The organism is Sediminicoccus sp. KRV36 (assembly GCF_023243115.1).
Lineage (GTDB): Bacteria > Pseudomonadota > Alphaproteobacteria > Acetobacterales > Acetobacteraceae > Roseococcus.
In genome coordinates this window covers 3458214-3475131 of sequence record NZ_CP085081.1, presented here as the reverse complement: position 1 = coordinate 3475131, position 16918 = coordinate 3458214, and the positions used below count along the sequence as shown (strand labels likewise).

General features: G+C 67.3%; 16 protein-coding genes. 10 read left to right on the top strand and 6 right to left on the bottom strand.

Translation table 11 applies throughout. The features are described from left to right. Positions 1 to 55 precede the first annotated feature (55 nt). The 3 genes from LHU95_RS16405 (at position 56) to LHU95_RS16395 (ending at position 3402) form a co-directional block, all read left to right on the top strand. The gene (locus LHU95_RS16405; RefSeq protein ID WP_248708038.1) at positions 56 to 1204 is read left to right on the top strand and encodes a phosphoserine transaminase; all 1149 of its coding nucleotides are present in this window, start codon (positions 56 to 58) and stop codon (positions 1202 to 1204) included. Beyond that, positions 1201 to 2373 carry an acyl-CoA dehydrogenase family protein gene (locus LHU95_RS16400; RefSeq protein ID WP_248708037.1) on the top strand — a complete coding sequence of 391 codons (1173 nt, stop codon included), beginning with the start codon at positions 1201 to 1203 and terminating at the stop codon, positions 2371 to 2373. The genes LHU95_RS16405 and LHU95_RS16400 overlap by 4 nt, the downstream gene beginning before the upstream one ends. A 291-nt stretch (positions 2374 to 2664) precedes the next feature. After that, positions 2665 to 3402 carry a class I SAM-dependent methyltransferase gene (locus LHU95_RS16395; protein WP_248708036.1) on the top strand — a complete coding sequence of 246 codons (738 nt, stop codon included), beginning with the start codon at positions 2665 to 2667 and terminating at the stop codon, positions 3400 to 3402. Between the two features lie 14 nt (positions 3403 to 3416). On the opposite strand, the gene LHU95_RS16390 is transcribed toward LHU95_RS16395, so the two are convergent. The 5 genes from LHU95_RS16390 to LHU95_RS16370 all read right to left on the bottom strand — a co-directional run bounded on the left by LHU95_RS16390 (position 3417) and on the right by LHU95_RS16370 (position 6763). Beyond that, entirely contained in the window at positions 3417 to 3812 is a 396-nt protein-coding gene (locus LHU95_RS16390) for a Rieske (2Fe-2S) protein (RefSeq protein ID WP_248708035.1), read from the bottom strand. A 20-nt stretch (positions 3813 to 3832) separates the two neighbouring features. Further along, entirely contained in the window at positions 3833 to 4942 is a 1110-nt protein-coding gene (locus LHU95_RS16385; RefSeq protein WP_248708034.1) for an amidohydrolase family protein, read from the bottom strand. Beyond that, positions 4942 to 6009, bottom strand: coding sequence for an amidohydrolase family protein (locus LHU95_RS16380; protein ID WP_248708033.1), 1068 nt, complete (start codon positions 6007 to 6009; stop codon positions 4942 to 4944). The genes LHU95_RS16385 and LHU95_RS16380 overlap by 1 nt, the downstream gene beginning before the upstream one ends. 87 nt (positions 6010 to 6096) lie before the next feature. Further along, positions 6097 to 6396: a putative quinol monooxygenase gene (locus tag LHU95_RS16375; protein WP_248708032.1), complete on the bottom strand. Its 300-nt coding sequence runs from the start codon at positions 6394 to 6396 to the stop codon at positions 6097 to 6099. Positions 6397 to 6451: 55 nt separating this feature from the next. Beyond that, complete coding sequence (locus LHU95_RS16370; RefSeq protein ID WP_248708031.1) at positions 6452 to 6763, bottom strand: antibiotic biosynthesis monooxygenase; 312 nt, start codon at positions 6761 to 6763, stop codon at positions 6452 to 6454. A gap of 71 nt (positions 6764 to 6834) precedes the next feature. On the opposite strand from LHU95_RS16370, the gene LHU95_RS16365 reads away from it, so the two are divergent. The 6 genes from LHU95_RS16365 to LHU95_RS16340 all read left to right on the top strand — a co-directional run bounded on the left by LHU95_RS16365 (position 6835) and on the right by LHU95_RS16340 (position 14758). After that, a complete protein-coding gene (locus LHU95_RS16365; protein ID WP_248708030.1) occupies positions 6835 to 7797 on the top strand; it encodes a tripartite tricarboxylate transporter substrate binding protein in 963 nt (320 codons plus the stop codon). A gap of 415 nt (positions 7798 to 8212) precedes the next feature. After that, positions 8213 to 9367: a sugar transferase gene (locus LHU95_RS16360; protein ID WP_248708029.1), complete on the top strand. Its 1155-nt coding sequence runs from the start codon at positions 8213 to 8215 to the stop codon at positions 9365 to 9367. A 201-nt stretch (positions 9368 to 9568) separates the two neighbouring features. Further along, complete coding sequence (locus LHU95_RS16355; RefSeq protein WP_248708028.1) at positions 9569 to 10297, top strand: WecB/TagA/CpsF family glycosyltransferase; 729 nt, start codon at positions 9569 to 9571, stop codon at positions 10295 to 10297. Positions 10298 to 10452: 155 nt separating this feature from the next. After that, the gene (locus LHU95_RS16350; protein WP_248708027.1) at positions 10453 to 12618 is read left to right on the top strand and encodes a hypothetical protein; all 2166 of its coding nucleotides are present in this window, start codon (positions 10453 to 10455) and stop codon (positions 12616 to 12618) included. Next, entirely contained in the window at positions 12615 to 13331 is a 717-nt protein-coding gene (locus LHU95_RS16345; RefSeq protein ID WP_248708026.1) for a polysaccharide biosynthesis/export family protein, read from the top strand. The genes LHU95_RS16350 and LHU95_RS16345 overlap by 4 nt, the downstream gene beginning before the upstream one ends. A gap of 98 nt (positions 13332 to 13429) precedes the next feature. Further along, entirely contained in the window at positions 13430 to 14758 is a 1329-nt protein-coding gene (locus tag LHU95_RS16340) for a hypothetical protein (protein ID WP_248708025.1), read from the top strand. On the opposite strand, the gene LHU95_RS16335 is transcribed toward LHU95_RS16340, so the two are convergent. Further along, positions 14647 to 15462 carry an FkbM family methyltransferase gene (locus LHU95_RS16335; RefSeq protein WP_248708024.1) on the bottom strand — a complete coding sequence of 272 codons (816 nt, stop codon included), beginning with the start codon at positions 15460 to 15462 and terminating at the stop codon, positions 14647 to 14649. The genes LHU95_RS16340 and LHU95_RS16335 overlap by 112 nt on opposite strands. Positions 15463 to 15629: 167 nt before the next feature. On the opposite strand from LHU95_RS16335, the gene LHU95_RS16330 reads away from it, so the two are divergent. Further along, positions 15630 to 16916: an oligosaccharide flippase family protein gene (locus LHU95_RS16330; RefSeq protein ID WP_248708023.1), complete on the top strand. Its 1287-nt coding sequence runs from the start codon at positions 15630 to 15632 to the stop codon at positions 16914 to 16916. The last annotated feature ends 2 nt before the right edge of the window (positions 16917 to 16918 follow it).

Below are 16918 nucleotides of genomic sequence, written 5' to 3'. Positions count from 1 at the left end.
TCTCGCACATGCGCAGAGGGATGACAGGCCAGCCTCCGCATGCGACGAAACAGCCATGCTGAAACCCGCCAATCCTCGCTTCTCCTCCGGCCCCTGCGCCAAGCGCCCCGGCTTCTCGCTGGCCGGCCTGGAATCGGCCCTGCTCGGCCGCAGTCATCGTGCTGGCGATGCGAAATCGCGCCTCGCCGAGGTGATCACGCGCTCCCGCGCGATTCTCGGTATGCCGGCGGATTACCGGCTGGGCATCGTGCCCGCTTCGGATACCGGCGCGGTCGAGATGGCGCTCTGGAGCCTGCTGGGGCCGCGCGGCGTGGATGTGCTGGCCTGGGAGAGTTTTTCCGCCGAATGGGCGCATGACATCGAGGCCGAGCTGAAGCTGCCCGATGTGCGGCTGCTGCGCGCCGATTACGGGAAGCTGCCGGAGCTTTCGGCGGTGGACCCGGCGCGGGATTGCGTCTTTGTCTGGAACGGCACCACCAGCGGCGTGCGCCTCACCGATGGCGACTGGATCAGCGATGGGCGGCAGGGGCTGACGATCTGCGACGCGACCTCGGCCGCCTTTGCCATGGAACTTCCCTGGCCCAAGCTCGATGTGGTCACCTGGTCCTGGCAGAAGGTGCTGGGGGGCGAGGCGGCGCATGGCATGCTGGCCCTCTCGCCGCGGGCCGTGGCTCGGCTGGAAGCCCATAAGCCGGCCTGGCCGCTGCCCAAGATTTTCCGCCTGACCAAGGGGGGCAAGCTGATCGAGGGCATCTTCAAGGGCGATACGATCAACACGCCCTCGATGCTCTGCGTCGAGGATGCGCTGGATGGGTTGCGCTGGGCGGAAGGCATCGGCGGGCTGAAGGGGTTGATCGCGCGCACCGAGGGCAATCTGGCCACCATCGCCGGCTGGGTGGCGCAGAGCGATTGGGCGCGGTTCCTGGCGGAGGTGCCGGCCACGCGCTCCTGCACCAGTGTCTGCCTGCGGATCGTGGCACCCTGGTTCACGGCGCTGGATCATGCGGCGCAGGCCAAGGCGGCGGCACGGCTCAGCGCCATCCTGGAAGCCGAGGGCGTGGCGCTGGATGCGGCGAGCTATCGGGACGCGCCGCCCGGACTGCGCATCTGGTGTGGCGCCACGGTGGAGCAAGCCGATGTGGCGGCGCTGCTGCCCTGGCTGGATCAGGCCTTCGCGCGCGTCACGGCCGAATTCTCCGCGTGATCTACTCGGCCGAGCACGAGGCCTGGATGGACAGCATCCGCCGCTTCGTGGCCGAGGAGATTGACCCCCATGTCGAGGACTGGGAGGCGGCCGAGGCCTTCCCCTCGCGCGAGTTGTTCCGCAAGGCCGGCAAGCTTGGCTTGTTCGGCATCACCAAGCCCGCGGCCTTCGGTGGCTCGGGCCTTGATTTCACCTGGTCGGTCGCGGCGGGTGAGGCGCTGGGCACCATGCAGGCGCAAGGTGTCGGCATGGCGCTTTCGGTGCAGAGCGACATGGCGACCCCTGCGCTGGCGGAATTCGGCAGCGATGAACTGCGCCGCGACTACCTGGCGCCCGCCATCGCGGGCGAGCATGTGGTGGCCATCGGTGTGTCCGAGGCGGGAGCGGGCTCGGATGTCGCCAGCATCCGCACCACGGCGCGGCGGGATGGCGATGACTACGTGATTTCCGGCGGCAAGATGTGGATCACCAATGGGATGGAGGCGGATTGGGTCTGCCTCCTGGCCAATACCTCCGACGGTCCGCCGCATCGGAACAAGAGCCTGATCATCCTGCCGCTGCGCGAAGGCCCCGGCGGGCGCGATGTGCCCGGCGTCACGCGCCAGAAGATCCGCAAATTCGGCATGTGGTGCAGCGATACGGCGCAGCTCTTTCTCGATGAGGTGCGGGTGCCCGCGCGCAACCGCATCGGCGAGGAGGGGCGCGGCTTCACCTACCAGATGAAGCAGTTCCAGGAGGAGCGGCTGAATGCCGCCGCCCGCCGCCTGGCCATGGGGCAGCTCATCGAGCATGTCGCAGCCTATCTGCGGGGCCGGGAGGCTTTCGGCAAACCCTTGCTCGACAACCAGTTCATCCAGTTCAAGCTGGCCGAGCTCAAGACCGAGATCGAGGCGCTCCGGGCACTCACCTATCGCGCGACGGAGCTTTACGTGGCCGGCCAGGATGTGACGGAACTGGCCAGCATGGCCAAGCTCAAGGCCGGCCGTCTCTCCCGCGAGGTGGCGGATTGGTGCATGCAATTCATGGGCGGCATGGGCTACGCCTGGGAAAGCTGGGTCAGCCGCGCCTATCGGGATTATCGCCTGGGCTCCATCGGCGGGGGTGCCGATGAGGTGATGCTGCAGGTCATCGCGCGGCGGATGGGGCTGGAAGCTCGGCCCGCACGTTAGCCGGCGGCCGGACATGGCCAGATAGCGAGAGGGCATTGCCCTCTCGCGTTGTCTCCGCTTTGCGGCCAACCCCACCAAGAAGCCCGGTTCCCTGGATCTTCGATGTGTCAGATCCACGGATGAAGGTGCAGGAAACGAGTTTCCTGCCGGGGGCTCGAGGGGCTGGCCCCTCGATCCCATCGCGATGGTTCTTCAGCAGCTTCTTCCCGCCGTCGCTTTGCCTTTCCGGCATGGCTGTGGCTGAAAGGCGCGCGCCGGCTGGATCATCCAGGACGGCGCAGGGGGTGCGTGATGCTTTCGCCCAGGCTCGAATCCTATCTCGATAGGGATTATGCGCGCATCCGCGGCATGTCCTCCCGCTTCGCGGCGCGGGTGGTGGCGCATCTCATGGCGGCCCAGGCCGCCGCGGGCATCACCGGCGGGGCCGCCGAGATCGGCACCTTCGAGGGGCGCTTCTTCATCGCCATGGGGCTTTCGCTGGCACCTGGCGAACGGCTCTTTGGTGCCGATTCCTTCGACTGGCCGGATGACCAGGTGGAGCAGCGATTGCGCGCCAACATGGCGGCGATGGGCGTTGATGTGGCGGCGCACACCATCTGGCGCGGCGACTCCAGGATATTGGCCCCGGCCGAAATCCTGGCGGCACTCGGCGGCAAGGCCCGCATCATCCATGTGGATGGCGATCACACGGATGGCGCGCTCACCGCCGACCTTGCCCTGGCCGTGCAGGTGGTACGGCCGGATGGGCTGATCGTGCTCGATGACATGCTGCACCCGATCTATCCGCTGCTGATCCTCACCGTGCAGCGCTTCCTGGATGCCCACCCCGACTGGCAGGTGGCCTGCGTCCTGGATCGGGAGAGCCTTTCGGGTGCGGCGAAATTCGTGCTTGCCCGCCACGACCAGGCGCCCCGCATCGCGGGTTGGCTGGAGGCGAGGCTGCCCGCGTTCATGGTCGCGATGCGGGCGCAATTCGCGGGGCATGATGCGCCCATCGTCGCGCCGGCGCCGGAATTGCCGAAGTTCTAGCCGCCGCGCCTGCGCTAGACTTCGACCACCACGTAATCTTCCTCCACCCGCACGGGGAAGGTCTCCGCCTGGAGCGCCTCGCCCTTCTCCACGCAGGCGGGGAAGGCGCGCACCTTCATGCGGCGCGGGTCGAAGCGCGACTTGCCGGTGCGGATGTCGAACTCCCAGGCATGCCAGGGGCAGCGGATGATCTCGCCGGCCCGGCCGTAGCTGTATTCGCCAGGGCCGGGGCTTTCCACCAACCCCATCACGGGCCCAAGCGCCAGGGAGCCTCCCTGGTGCGGGCAGCGATCCGAGAGGGCGAAGAATTCGCCACCCAGGTTGAAGACCACGACACGCTTGCCATTGGCCTCGACCAGGCGGCGTTCGCCGGGCGGGATCTCGGCGACGGGGCCGACCACATGGCGCATGTCAGCCTCCGCTTCGCCGTTCAGCCATGGAACCCGTAGAGCTTGCGCGCATTGCCGCCATAGATCGCGGCGCGCTTCGCCTCGGGGATGAAGCTCGGGATCGCGGTGCGCGGATCGTCGAAATCCCAATGCGGATAATCGCTGGCGTAGAGGATCTTCTCCCAGCCGATCCAGCCCATGCAGTCCAGCAGCTGCTCGGGCCGCACCGGCTCCTCGATAGGCTGGGTGCTGACCCAGATCTGGTCGCAGATCTGCTGCGAGGGCAGGCGCTGCATCGTCGGCAACTCGCTTTTCAGCGAGGACCAATGCTTGTCGAGCCGCCACGCTACACTTGGCAGCCAGCCGAAGCCGCATTCGATGAGGATGATGCGCAGCCTGGGGAAACGCTCCAGCACGCCCTCGATCACCAGCGAATTGACGAGGGACTGGCAGGAGGTGGCGTGCTCGCTCACCTCCTCGATATAGAAACTGGGCCAGCCGCCATTGGTCATGGCCCAGCCGCTATAGCCGAAGGCATGGATGCCGACGGGCAGCCCCACCTCCTGCGCGGCCTCGAAGACGGGCCAGTATTTCGGATTGCCGAGCGGGTGGGAGGTGCGGCTCATCAGCAGCACCTGGCAGAAGCGCGGATCACCGGCGCGCGCCCGGATTTCGCGCGCACTCGCCTCCGGGTCCTCATAGGGGACGACGATGCTGGCGCGCAGCCGCGCATCGCGATCCACCCAGGAAGCCAGCTGCCATTCATTCACCGCATGCGCCATGGCGACGGAGAAAGGGTTGTTCTGGTCGCCCTGCGCGGTGGGTTGCAGCGGGTTCAGCACGCCCACGTCAATGCCGTGGAAATCCAGCATCTGGCTTTGCAGGAAAGCGAGGTCGCTGGCGGGCGTGCCGTTCTCGGGCCAGGCATCGCGGCGGCAGGCCAGCGGCTGCGACTTGAAATAGGGCGTGCCCTTCACGAAGCCATGGCGCGGGCGGATGCCGAAGGTATTGAGCCGCTCCCGCATCTCGGCCGAAAGCCAGGGTTCATAGTCGCGGATGGAGCGCGGGCGCGGATGGATATCCACGTCAATCATGCCCTGGGTCGCGGCCAGTGGCCTGCCGGGAGCGGCTTGGGGGCGGATGACGTTCATCAGACGGTCTCCAGGGACAGCCGAGTATAGGTGAAAAGCGCGTTCTCCACGCAGATTTTCCGGACGAGGCCAGCGTCCAGGCCAGGCGGCAGGCGCGGCGGTCCATCGAATTGCCAATGCGGCCAGTCGCTCGACCACAGCAGCATCTCGTCGCTCCCCAGATGTTCCATCACGCGCTGGACGGTTTCGGCATCCTCCGGCGCATCGAAGGGCTGGATGGACAGGCGGAGATTCTCACGCACCACGTCGAAGGGATTGCGGTCCAGCCAGGGCACCTCGAAGCGCACGCCCTTCCAGCCCTTCACCAGGCGCCAGAGGAAGGCCGGCAGCCAGGAGACGCCGGATTCCAGCAGCACCACCTTCAGCGTCGGGAATTTCACGAAGACGCCCTCGGTGATGAGGGAGGCGAGGGTGCTCTGAAATGCCTGCTGATTGGCCGCGTAATCCTCCGCATACCAGGAGGGCCAGCCGAGCGAAGTGACCGGGTTGCGGTAGCAACTGCCCGCATGGATCGCGAGCGGCAGGCCATGCTTCACCAGCGCCTCGAAGACCGGCCAATTGTGCCGCCGGCCGAGCGGGGTTTCGCCCATCACGAGCACCATGGCCTGGACGAAGCGGGGGTCTGGCGCGCAACGCTCGATCTCCGCCACCGCATGATCCGCGTTGAACATGGGCAGGATGATGGAGCCGGCGAGACGCGGGTCCGCATCCAGCCATTCGGCGCGCGTCCAGTCATTCAGCGCCGAGGTGAAGGCGTTGCCCATATCCTCGTTGAAGACGAGTTGTACGCCATACAGTGGTGTCACGATGCCGCGGGAAATCCGCCAGGGATCGAGCACCTGCTCGCGCAGCAACCCGATGCGCGAGGCTGGCCATTCGCCCCCCGGCCGCCAATCCGCGCGGACGGATTTGGGCGCATTGGGCGGATAGGATTGCGTGTCAAAGCCCTCCATCCCGCGCAGGCTGATCTGGTCCCGCCAAAGCTCCGGCAGATAGGGCGCGAGGGCGGCGAGCCCGGGCACCATCGGGTGAAGATCGGCGTCAATCGCGCCCGAGGGCAGTTCCATGGCTCGTTTCCTCTGGCGCGAGCTTGGCACGCGCGGCGCCGGTCGGGAAGCGATCAGCCGCCGCCCGTGACCGCCGCAGGCCTCGCCTTACAGCGCGCAGATATGGATGGTCCGGCCCTCGATCAGCGGCTCATAGGCGGCACGGGTGCGGGCGAGGCGCGGGTTTTGCGTATGCGCCTTGAAGGCCGCGTCATCGGCATAGACCTCATAGAGCATGACGCGGGTGAGGTCCGGGCCCTCCTTGGACTTCGGCTGCAGCACGTCAAACCGCTCGCAGCCCGGCTCATCGCCGAGGGTGCCCGCCGCATGGTCGCGGATGATGGCATCGAAGGCGGCATGCGCACCCGGCTTGAGCTGGAATTCGACGACGAGGGCGATCCTGGACATGTTTGGCTTCCTCCGTTTCTGGCGAAGCGCATTGCGGCCCCTCCGGCGCGCCCCGTCAATCGGGGGCGAGGTGGCATACCCGGGAGGAGCGGCCGAGGATCAAAGGGGCGAAGGCGGCCTTCGTCGCCTCATGGCGCGGATTGGCCCAATGCGCCGCCCGCGCTGGCGCATCGGCGAAGACCTCATACAGCATCAGGCGCCCAGTGTCGGGCATGCCAGCCGCGTCCAGCACCTCCAGCACGTCGAAGCGCTCGCAGCCGGGTTCCTCGGCGAGGCAGGCGGCGGCATGGCCGCGCATCAGGGCCAGCAACGCGGAATGCGCTCCCGGCCGGACCTCGAACTCCACAACCAGGGCGATCTTGGGCATGCGGGTTTCCTCCGGGCCGCTCGCGCTTAGCCGCGAGGGGTGGCATATCACGCCATAACAGGAGGAAAACCATGTCCAACATCACGCGCCGCAGCCTTGGCGTCTCGCTTTCCCTGCTGGCGGCGCCAGCCCTTGCGCAGGGCGGCTTTCCGCAGCGCAACATCACCATCATCGTGCCCTTCGCCCCCGGCGGCAGCACCGATATCCTGACGCGGCTGCTGGCCGAGCGCATGACCCAGACGCTGGGCCGCGCCGTCCAGGTGGAAAACCGCCCCGGCGGCAACACCATCGTGGGCGCCGAAGCCGCCGCACGCGCCCAGCCGGATGGCCATACGCTGCTCATGGCCGCCGGCACCACACTGACGGTGAACCCGATCATCCAGCGCAACCTGCCATACAAGCTGGAGGATTTCGCGCCGGTCACGCTGGCGACCACCTTCCCCTTTGCCGTGATCGCGCGCCATGACGGCCCGGCCGACATCCCCGCCCTGGTGGCGGCTGCCCGCGCCCGGCCTGGCCGCATCACCTACGGCACGAATGGGCCGACGACGCTGACCAACGTCGCCATGCTGATGGTGCTGGAGCGGCTGGGCGTGACCATGCAGGACGTGACGTATCGCGGGGATGCCGCGCAGCTCAACGACTTCCTGGCGGGTACGCTGGACCTTCTCGTGGTCGCGGGCAGCACGGCGCTGCCGGTGCTGCGCAACAACCAGGGCCGCATCCTGGGCTGGACCAGCGCCCAGCGCGTGCCCTCGACGCCGGATGTCCCCTCCTTCGCGGAATTCGCGCCCGGGCTGGATGCGCTGAGCTGGTTCGGCCTGCTGGTCCCCGCCCGCACGCCGCCCGCCGCGATCGAGGCGCTGAACGCCGCGGCCGTGGCGGCCCTGGGTGACGCACGGATCCGCGAGCGCCTGACCAATGACGGGCAATTCGTCGTGGGCAGCAGCCCTGCCGAGTTCGGCAGGTTCCTGGCCACGCAATTGGAAGTCTGGCGGCCCATCCTGAGCCGGATGGAAGTGCCGCTGAACTGAACTCCGGGGCGACGAGCGCGCCGTTCGCCCGCCATCTCGCCCCGGCCCATCGCGAAGATATGGCCGTGGGCGGTGCTTCCCCGTGCCCTGGCGGCAGCGCCCTGCCGGGCGGATGCGTTCGTAGCGGCGGCCCGGGTCTGGGCCTGCGTTGCTGCGGAGGCCCCCGCAGGCGCCATGCATCATGATGCATGAGGGCGCGCGGAGAAATTTACGAAGCCGATCTCTTTTTAGGGACGCGCCCAATTCCTTCGAATCCGCGCTTTCCAGGCGCAGCGCCGCGCAGGAGGGCTGGAGTGGGGAGTGGGATTCCACCGAAACTTAAAAATAGACAAAAAATGAGAAAAATTCTCGTATTCATACTGGTTGTCTGTTAAGGCATCCTCAGCTATTGATCCACTCGGAGGCATGGCTGAACATGTCGTTACATATACCCACTAAAAACGAGCGAATCCGGAGCGATACCCCCAAAGCCGGGCGGTCCGCCCACGGTATCCTCCTCTCGCTCGTCCTCGGGACGGCTGCGATCTCGCTGGGCGTTTTCGTCCTGCTGGGCATGCCGATCGTCGAGTGGACGGTGGCTGGCGTGGTGCTGTTCCTGGTCCTGCTGATGGTGCGCGTGCCGGTGTGGCGCCGGCCGAGCCGCGTTGCCATCCTCGGCTCCGTCGCCTTTCAGCAGGCGAGCGAAGCTGCGGCCCTGCGCCAGGGCAAGAATGTGGTGTTCGCGCTGGATGCGCCGGATATCAATGATCACACCATTCGCGCCTTCCTCGCGGCATCCGATGCCAAGCGGCCGGGCACCATCCTGATCGAGTTGCCTGAAAATCAGCGTGTGCTGGCCCCCAGGCTGGTCCATCTGGTCGAAGCCGTGCCCGCCCGCGTTCTGTTGCTCTGCGGACGGGGCGATGCCGCTGCCACGGAAGGCTTTCTGGGCCAGGATTTCACGCTGGTGGCCCCGGCACCCCTTGGGCCGCTTCAGTATCTGAGCAAGCGCGCGCTTGACCTCGCGATCGCGCTGCCGGCCCTTCTGCTGCTTACGCCGCTTCTTTTGGCCATCGCGATTGCGGTCCGCCTGGGGAGCCCGGGTGGCGCCTTGTTCCGGCAGTACCGCATTGGCCGCCTCGGGCAGCGCTTTGCCATGCTGAAATTCCGCTCCATGCACGCTGACGCGCAGGATGATGGCGGCGGTGGGACGGCGCGTGATGATCCGCGCGTGACCCCCCTCGGCCGCTGGCTTCGCACGACGAGCCTGGATGAGCTTCCGCAGCTGTTCAACGTCGTTCTCGGTCAGATGTCCATCGTTGGCCCGCGGCCGCATATCCCGACGCACCGCGTCGAGCATGGCGTCTACAGCCAGGTCATTCCGGAATATGGCGCGCGCCATCGCGTGGCCCCCGGGATTACGGGGCTTGCCCAGATCAGCGGCATGCGTGGCGGGATCCAGACCATGCAGAAGGCGGCGCGCAGCGTTTCGCTGGACATGATCTACATCCGGCGCTGGAGCCTGTGGCTCGATATCCGGATCATCTACCGGACGCTGACCGGTGGCATGATGGGACGCGATGTCTTCTGACCATGCGGCGCATCCCCGTCCGGCTCCGCCAGTGGCGGCCGCGGGCGGGGAGCGTGCCCCAGGCAGGTGTCGCGGCCAGCCCTGCCGCGTGGCGCGGCCGTGCCGCCAGGGCCCCGATCAGTGACGGAGCCGGAGAGAACCGGAACGCTGCGATCCGTCAGCGAGGACCGTCCCTTTGGTCGCCAGGACTTCATCGGGATCGTGCAATTCGATGATCTGGATGTTGCCGAAGCCGCCGCCTGGCTGGCAGCCCGCCCGGCCGATGCGCCCTTCGCTTATGTCGTGACACCCAATGCGCAGCACCTGGTACAGATGGCGCGCGGCTACGCCTATGGTGACGCCTGCCGTGCCGCGACTCTGGTGCTGAACGACAGCCAAGTGGTGCGCGGCCTGGCCCGGCTGTTCTTCGGCCAGCGCATCAAGCTGGCGGCGGGCAGTGACCTGACGATGGCCTTGCTGCGCGGCGTCGTGCAGCCTGATGACGCGATCACGGTGATCGGCGGCCCGCCGGAATTGCCGGGATTGCTGGCCGAGCAATACGGGCTCCGGGCCATTGTGCAGCATTGCCCGCCCATGGGCCTGGGTGAAAACCCCGAGGCCATGGCGGCGGCGGTGCAGTTCGTTCTGGACCACCCGGCACGCTTCACCTTCAGCTGCACCGGCGCACCGCGCTCCGAGGCGATGCTGCTGGCGGTCAGCCGCGCTGGCGGGGGCAGGGGCCTTGGGCTCTCCGTCGGCAGTTCGCTGCTTTTCGCGACGGGGTTGGTGCGACGGGCGCCGCTGATGTTCCGCAAGCTTGGCCTCGAATGGCTCTGGCGGCTGGCGATCAATCCCCGGATGCATGCGCGGCGGGTCTTTGTGGAATCCATGCCGCTGCTGGGCCTCGTCTGGACGGCGTTCCGGCGCCAGCGCGGCGCATCCGGCCGCTGATACGCCGCGGCGCGCGTGTGGAGACGGCATCCCGCCCCCGGATCGCGGCGCCAGCGCGGCCTCTGCGGGCATGGCCACGAAGTCACGTTTGATCTGCCGCCGCGCAAAGGGCATCTTGTGCGCGTCGCGACGCTTGGCGCAATTAGGGATAGGGTATGAGCCGAGACGATCTGGCGGCGGAGGATGGGTTTCGGCGCGGCGCCATGGCCCCTGTCATGGCCCCGCCGATTGCCGGTGGCCTGCGCGACATGTCCTTCGAGGGCTGGGCCCTGCTGCGCAGCATCCTGGCCACGGCCCAGCATCGCTGGGTCTGGCTGCTGGTCGCTTTCGTGATCCCCGTCCTCGCATCCATCGTGGCCGCCGTGGTCGTGCCCTCGCGCTTCGTGGGGGAGGCGCTGCTCGTCGTTTCCGCCACCCGGGAGAACACCAGCAACAACGAGATCACCGGCGTGTTCCAGCAACTCCCGCAGGCGGATGTGCAGAAGCTGGTGCAGTCCGAAGTTGACCTGATGACCAGCGAAGCCGTGGTGCGCCGCGTCTTCGATCACATGGCGCCCGAGCGGATGTACCCCGAACTCGGCGAGCGGCGGCTGCTCGGCCTGCTCCCGCCGCATTCCGAGGAGCAGCGCAAGGCCCGCGCCGCCGACCGGCTCCGCACCACCCTGCTGACCGATGCGCAGAACAACAGCAATGTCGTCCGCCTCTTCGTGCTGCACCGGGACCGGACGATCGCGCTGCAACTGCTGGAGGCCGTACTGGCCGCCTATATGAGCCTGCGCAACGAGGTGTTCGCCAATCCGGCCGCCGGCATGCTCTCGGGCGAGGTGCAGCGCCAGGGCCAGGAATTGCGCCAGCTCGAAAGCGAGATCACCACCCTGAAAGAGCGCGCGGGGGTGCTCGACATCGCGCAGGAAATCCAGCTTGCCAGCCAGCGCCTGGATCAGACGATCCAGCGCCTGGACCGCCTGCGCGAGCAGCGCGAGGCAGCCCAGGCCGCCGTGCTTGCCGCGCAGACGGCGCTCGCCGCACAGCCGCAGCGCGTGGTGGCCCAGGTGGACCAGACCAACCTGGCCCCCAATGACGAAGCGGCCAACAACCTCGCGCGGTTGATGCAGGAGCGCACCCGCATGGTCGCGCAGTATCAGCCCAATGCACCGATGCTCGTCGAGCTGGAAAACCAGATCCAGCGGGCGCGGCTGCAAGTGCGCGAATCCCGCGGCGGCGGCACGCAGACCCAGCGCGAGGTCCGCAACCCCGCCGTGGAGCTGCTGACCACCCGGATGCTGGCCGCCCGCATTGACGCCGAAACCGTCGAGAGCCAGGAGCGCGAGGTCCGCCGGCAGCGCGCCGAGGGCGAGGCGCGCAACCTGTTGCTGCTCTCCGTCCAGCGCGACCTGCGCGACCTGGAACGCCGGCGCGATGCCCAGGACGCGAATTTCCGCCAGTTCAGCCAGCGCGAGGCCTCGGCCCGGCTGACCGAGGAAGCCCGGCTGGGCCGTGGGGCGGCGGTCAGCCTGGCGCAGCGGCCTTTCGTGCCAGCCAATGGGCGGAACCTGACGCCGCATCTGTTGGCGGCGGGGCTGGTCGGCGGGATGGGCTGCGCCGTGGCTGCGGCCTTCATCCTGACCTTCCTGCGCCGCACCTGCCTCCATCCGGCCGAAGCGGAGCGCGGCACCGGGCTGCCGGCACTGGGCGTCCTGCCGGCCGGGAGATGGCCCGCGAATACCGGGACATCGGCGGCCCCCATCGCGGGTCTTGCGGCGCAGTTGCTGGATGCCGGCATGCGCGGCCGCATCCAGATCCTGCAATTCCTCGGCACGGAGGATCTGGATGAGCGGGACCGCCTGGCCCGGGGCCTGGCCATCGAGCTGGCGCGCACCCATTCCAAGCGCGTGCTGCTGGTGGACCTCGCCGGCGACGGCCGCCGCCACTTCGATGAACTGGGCGACCCTGACCAACCGCCCATCCCCTCGGATGAGGGCATCCTGGCGCATGAGACGATGGTGCCGCGCCTCTGGATCGCCTATCAGGCGCGGGATTCAGACCTTGCCCGGCTGCATGCGCTGGAAACCAACGTGACCTTCCTGGCCGACCGCCTGCGGCGCGCCTTTGACCTTGTGCTCATCATCGGGGCGAATGAGGTCGAGACCTATGCGCGGCGGCGCCTCGCCGTGATGATGGATGGCAATATCCTGGTCATCGCCCAGGATGTGACACGGATTGAGCCGGCGGCGGAAATGATCGAGCGAGTGGAGGCCAGCGGCGGCCGCTTCTTCGGTTTCTTCTACACAGGCGCCACACGCTCCTGGATGCCGGCATGAGGTGCCGCCTCGCCTTTCTGCTGCTGCTGATCCTGGCCGCCTGTACGGGGCAGGAGATCCAGGTTTCCAACCGCCAGCCGGAGGGCTTCGCGCCCTGGCAGGAGAGTGTGCCGGTCTATCGCATCGGCCCGAACGACAAGCTGAATGTCCGCTTTCGCCTGACGCCGGAGCTGAATGAAACCGTGCTGGTCGCGCCCGATGGCTCCATCGTCCTGCGGGCGGCGGGGCGGGTGCAACTGCTGGGGCTGAGTGGTCCCGAGGCGGAGGCCGCGATTGCCACCGCCGCCTTGCGCGTGCTGCGCAACCCCGAGGTTTCCGTCGGCTTCGAGGAAGCGGCGGCGAGCCAGATCTTCGTGGGCGGTATGGTCCGGCGTGCCGGCTCCTTCCCGCTGACCGGGCGGCGCGGCGTGATGGAGGCGGTGCTGCTGGCCGGCGGCTTCGAGAATGAGGCCCGCATGAATGAGGTGGTCCTGATCCGGCGCAATCCGCAAAGCCGCCCGATGCTGCGTACCGTGGATCTGCAGAGCTTCACCGCCGCGGGTTCCGAGACGGAGGATGTGGCCTTGCAGCCCGGCGACATCATCTTCGTGCCGCGCAGCCGCGTGGCCGAAGTGGCGCTCTGGGTGGACCAGACCATCAACCGGACCATCCCGTTCAGCCGCGCCTTCAGCTACTCGATCAACCGCATTCCCACCGCCGGTACGGGATTCTGACCTGATGACCGGCGGCCGAGGAAGGCGCGGCGCGGTCAGGCCCAGCGGCCCTCCTGTGGGCATGACCGAGGCGAAGCCCCATGCGGGGTGAGGCAGCCATGCCCTTTGCCGCCCATGTGCCCCATGCGCGCGCGGTTTCGGAGCCCGGCAGGCTGCGCCGCCTTTTGGCGTTGCTGTTGCTTCTCCCGATCTTCTTTCAATCATTTCAGTATTTGATCGACGTGCCTCTGCTATGGACCTTCGCCAAGGCTTCGCCCTTGCTGCTGGCACCGTTGATCTTGCTTGGCTTGTTTCGACTGCGCCTGCCCTATGTCTCACTGACGATCATCATGTTGTCCTACATGCTTTTGGTCACGCCGGTGATGTCCATGCTGCATCTGCAGAATGATCTGCCTGAGGCGCTTGGGACGACCGTGAAAGTCTGGTCCTTCGGCTTCTACTTCGCTTTTGCGTTTATTTTGTTTTCCCTGAACATCAGCGAGACGCTGCTGAAGCAGGCTTTTCTGTCATTGGCGGTGGTGAATTTCGTCGTCCTGGTTGTCCTGTGGATCATCCTGCCGATCGAGATCTATGAAAGCCAGAATCTGGGCAGCATCTTCCTGCTCGAAATCGAGAGAGGGCCGCGCATCGCGCTCCCGCTGGCCTTTGGCTTGATCGGCATGTTCTGGCTGGCCAGGCGGTTTGGTGCGCAGCCCGCACTCTGGCCCGTGCTCCTCCTGCTCACCGGCCTCACGCTGATGCTGATGATCTTCAAGCAACGGACGGTGATCGCCGCCATGTTGCTGCTGGTGCTCTGGGCGATGAGCCAGCGCCTGCGTCATGGTGCCCCCGGCCTGTTCTGGGGCCTGGCGCTCGGGGGGGGCGCGATGTTGGCCGCGCTGCTGGTTCTGGCCGAGCCGCTCTTTGGGGATCTCGGGGTCAGCAGCAGTTTGGGCGGCTCGCTGACGGTGCGGCAGAACTCGATCGAGGTGCTGCTGGATTTCCTCTCCGAAAATCCGCTGCGCTGGGTGTTCGGCTTTGGCAGCTCGACGGATTTCAGTCAGTTCAACCTCCAGCGCATTCTCCGGACGCCGAACTTCTTCCTGGCTGATCTGGGTTGGCTCGGGGTGGTCGCCGAATACGGCTTGGTGGGTGCCGTGCTGGTGGGGCTGTTCTATGTGGCCGCCTGGCGCGAAATACGCCGGGCCACGCGCGCCGCGCCGCAGCCGATGCGCCTCGCGCTGCATGACTTCGTGGTGTACCTGCTGATCTCCTCGCCGATCCTTCCGGTGGTCTATACCCCGGGTCAGGTGGCGTCGGTCCTGGCCATCGCGGTCTATCTCAACCGGCTGGATGCCGCGACCAGAGGTGAAATGCCCAAGGCCGCGAGGCGCGCCATCTGGGCGCCCTCATCCACCCGCGGGATGAACAGGAAATCATTGATGTAATGCGTGGGTCGCGGGTCTTTCGGCCCGAAGGCCGGCTGGTCGAATTCCGGCTCGAATTCCGCCGCGTCCCGCAACTGCCCGGCATCCAGCATGAAGGCGCGATAGCCGCGCTCTTCGAGCCAGCCGATGGTGACGCGCACACCGCCCGGGCGGTGGCGCTCCTCCATTTCGACCAGCAGGGTGGGGTGATCCCGTCGCAGCAGTTCTTCGGCGCCGGCGAGTGCCGCTGCCTCGTGCCCTTCCACATCCATCTTGATGAAGCCCACGGGGGCCAGGTTCAGCGCATCGAGGCGATCGCGCCGTACCATCACATTCCGCCCCCTGGCGGTGTTGGCCGGATTGCGGGCCTCGATCGTCGCGAGGGCGGAGGATGCGTCGGGGATGTGCAACGCCACTTCGCCCGCCATGTCGGAGAGCGCCATGGCATGGATCACATGCCTTGTTCCGAAGGTCGCCCTCAGGAATTCCACCTTTTCCGGATTGGGCTCGACGATGTGCAATTGCCCCACGCGCCGCCCGAGGGCCGCGGCAAAAAGCCCCCAGGAGCCGCCGATATCAATGCCGATCCGGTTCGGGTCAGCCAGGGCACGCGCCAGGCGCAACTCGAATGCGGCGTCACTGCTCCACCAGGCCGCGAGGCGCCATGCCAGCTCGGGGCTCAGTCGGAACACGGCTCGCTTGGCCAATAAGGACAGGCTGCTCATTCGCCATCTGCTAAATTGAATTTGCCCAGGACCTCCTGGGCTGAAAGTCGTTGCAACCTATTGCACGCCGGGCACCGAACGCCCATAGCCCAGGCCTTCCGATTGGTCAGCGAGGCGGGCAAACGGAAACTCGACCTTCAGGCAGCCCAGGCGCTGGAAAGATCCGCATGAAAGGCCCGGGGCAGCATCCCACCATCATCAGCTCATTGATCCGGCTTGGCCTGGGGTTGGGCACGCGCGGGCTCGAAATCCTCGGCAAGCTTGGCCTTTATGTCCTGGTGGCCCAGAGCCTGGGGCTCGCTGAGGCCGGACTCTACTTCATCGCGCTGGCATGGAGCGGGGTGGGCGGGACCCTGGGCCGATTCGGCCTCGAACGCGCGGCGATGGCGCGCATCCCGGCCGAGCTGGCGGTGAATGACGGCGCGGCGGCGCTGCGGGTGGTCCGCCGGGTCCTGGGGGGCACGCTGCTGGGGGGATGCCTCGTTGGCGGCGTGACCAGCCTCGCCGGGCCCGGCTTGGCCCACGCGCTGCTCGGCCAGCCAGCCCTTGCCCCCGTATTGCTGCTCACGGGAGGCCTTGTGTTGGCGGATGCGCTCGCAATCAGCGCTGGCTGCATCCTGGCAAGCCTGCATCGCAACGTCGCGGCGCAGCTCACCGGCACTTCGCTGTGGCCCATCCTGACCTTGACCGCTTTGTGGCTTTGGCCGGCGCCCGATCTGCGGGATGTCCTCATGCTGACCATCCTGGCTCGGTTCGCGACGGTGGGCATGGGCCTTGCCATCATCTGGGCGGGGCGCATGCGCTTCGCGGTGGTGTGCCCGGGGGCGGCAACGGCCGCGCGGCCATTGCTGCGCCTTGCCTTGCCGCTGCTGGGGGTCGAGCTTGTGCAGGTGTCCCTGGTCACCATGCCCACCTTGATCCTGGCGGCCTTCGCGACGCCCGAAGCCGTCGCCTATTTCAGCATGGCCAGCCGGCTTTCCGTCCTGACCTGGGTGATCTTGCTGAGTGTCGCGACCATCGCCTCCCCGCGCATGGCCGAGCAATTTCGCCTGCGCGACTGGCGCCGCCTGCGCCAGACCCAGCGCGCGGCGCGCTGGGCCTCGGCTTCGCTGGCCGTCCCGCCGCTGCTTGGCATGATCCTGCTGGCGCCCTGGCTGCTCGGGCTCCTGGGGGCGGGGTTTGAGCCTGGCGCCGCCGCCTTGCGCATCCTCTGCCTGGGGCAGATCGTGAATGCGATGTTCGCCTGCCGCGATACGCTCCTGGCCACGACCGGCCATGGCGACGACCTGTTGCGGTTGAACCTCATCCAGCTCGCCTTGGCCACGCTGCTGGCCGCAACGGCGGTGCCGCTGCTGGGCGCCGAGGGGGCTGCGTTGATGACGGCGATCAGCATCGGCTCCGGCGCACTCATGCAAAGCTGGCTGGCACGGCGGAGGGTCCCGGGCGCCTTCTGACG

Excerpts from the sequence above, each read along its gene's own strand:
- LHU95_RS16375 (WP_248708032.1), bottom strand. The coding sequence starts at position 6,396 with ATGTCCAGGATCGCCCTCGTCGTCGAATTCCAGCTCAAGCCGGGTGCG.
- LHU95_RS16395 (WP_248708036.1), top strand. The coding sequence starts at position 2,665 with ATGCTTTCGCCCAGGCTCGAATCCTATCTCGATAGGGATTATGCGCGC.
- LHU95_RS16330 (WP_248708023.1), top strand. The coding sequence starts at position 15,630 with ATGAAAGGCCCGGGGCAGCATCCCACCATCATCAGCTCATTGATCCGG.
- LHU95_RS16340 (WP_248708025.1), top strand. The coding sequence starts at position 13,430 with ATGCCCTTTGCCGCCCATGTGCCCCATGCGCGCGCGGTTTCGGAGCCC.
- LHU95_RS16370 (WP_248708031.1), bottom strand. The coding sequence starts at position 6,763 with ATGCCCAAGATCGCCCTGGTTGTGGAGTTCGAGGTCCGGCCGGGAGCG.
- LHU95_RS16350 (WP_248708027.1), top strand. The coding sequence starts at position 10,453 with ATGAGCCGAGACGATCTGGCGGCGGAGGATGGGTTTCGGCGCGGCGCC.
- LHU95_RS16385 (WP_248708034.1), bottom strand. The coding sequence starts at position 4,942 with ATGAACGTCATCCGCCCCCAAGCCGCTCCCGGCAGGCCACTGGCCGCG.
- LHU95_RS16335 (WP_248708024.1), bottom strand. The coding sequence starts at position 15,462 with ATGAGCAGCCTGTCCTTATTGGCCAAGCGAGCCGTGTTCCGACTGAGC.
- LHU95_RS16345 (WP_248708026.1), top strand. The coding sequence starts at position 12,615 with ATGAGGTGCCGCCTCGCCTTTCTGCTGCTGCTGATCCTGGCCGCCTGT.
- LHU95_RS16365 (WP_248708030.1), top strand. The coding sequence starts at position 6,835 with ATGTCCAACATCACGCGCCGCAGCCTTGGCGTCTCGCTTTCCCTGCTG.
- LHU95_RS16405 (WP_248708038.1), top strand. The coding sequence starts at position 56 with ATGCTGAAACCCGCCAATCCTCGCTTCTCCTCCGGCCCCTGCGCCAAG.
- LHU95_RS16380 (WP_248708033.1), bottom strand. The coding sequence starts at position 6,009 with ATGGAACTGCCCTCGGGCGCGATTGACGCCGATCTTCACCCGATGGTG.
- LHU95_RS16360 (WP_248708029.1), top strand. The coding sequence starts at position 8,213 with ATGTCGTTACATATACCCACTAAAAACGAGCGAATCCGGAGCGATACC.
- LHU95_RS16390 (WP_248708035.1), bottom strand. The coding sequence starts at position 3,812 with ATGCGCCATGTGGTCGGCCCCGTCGCCGAGATCCCGCCCGGCGAACGC.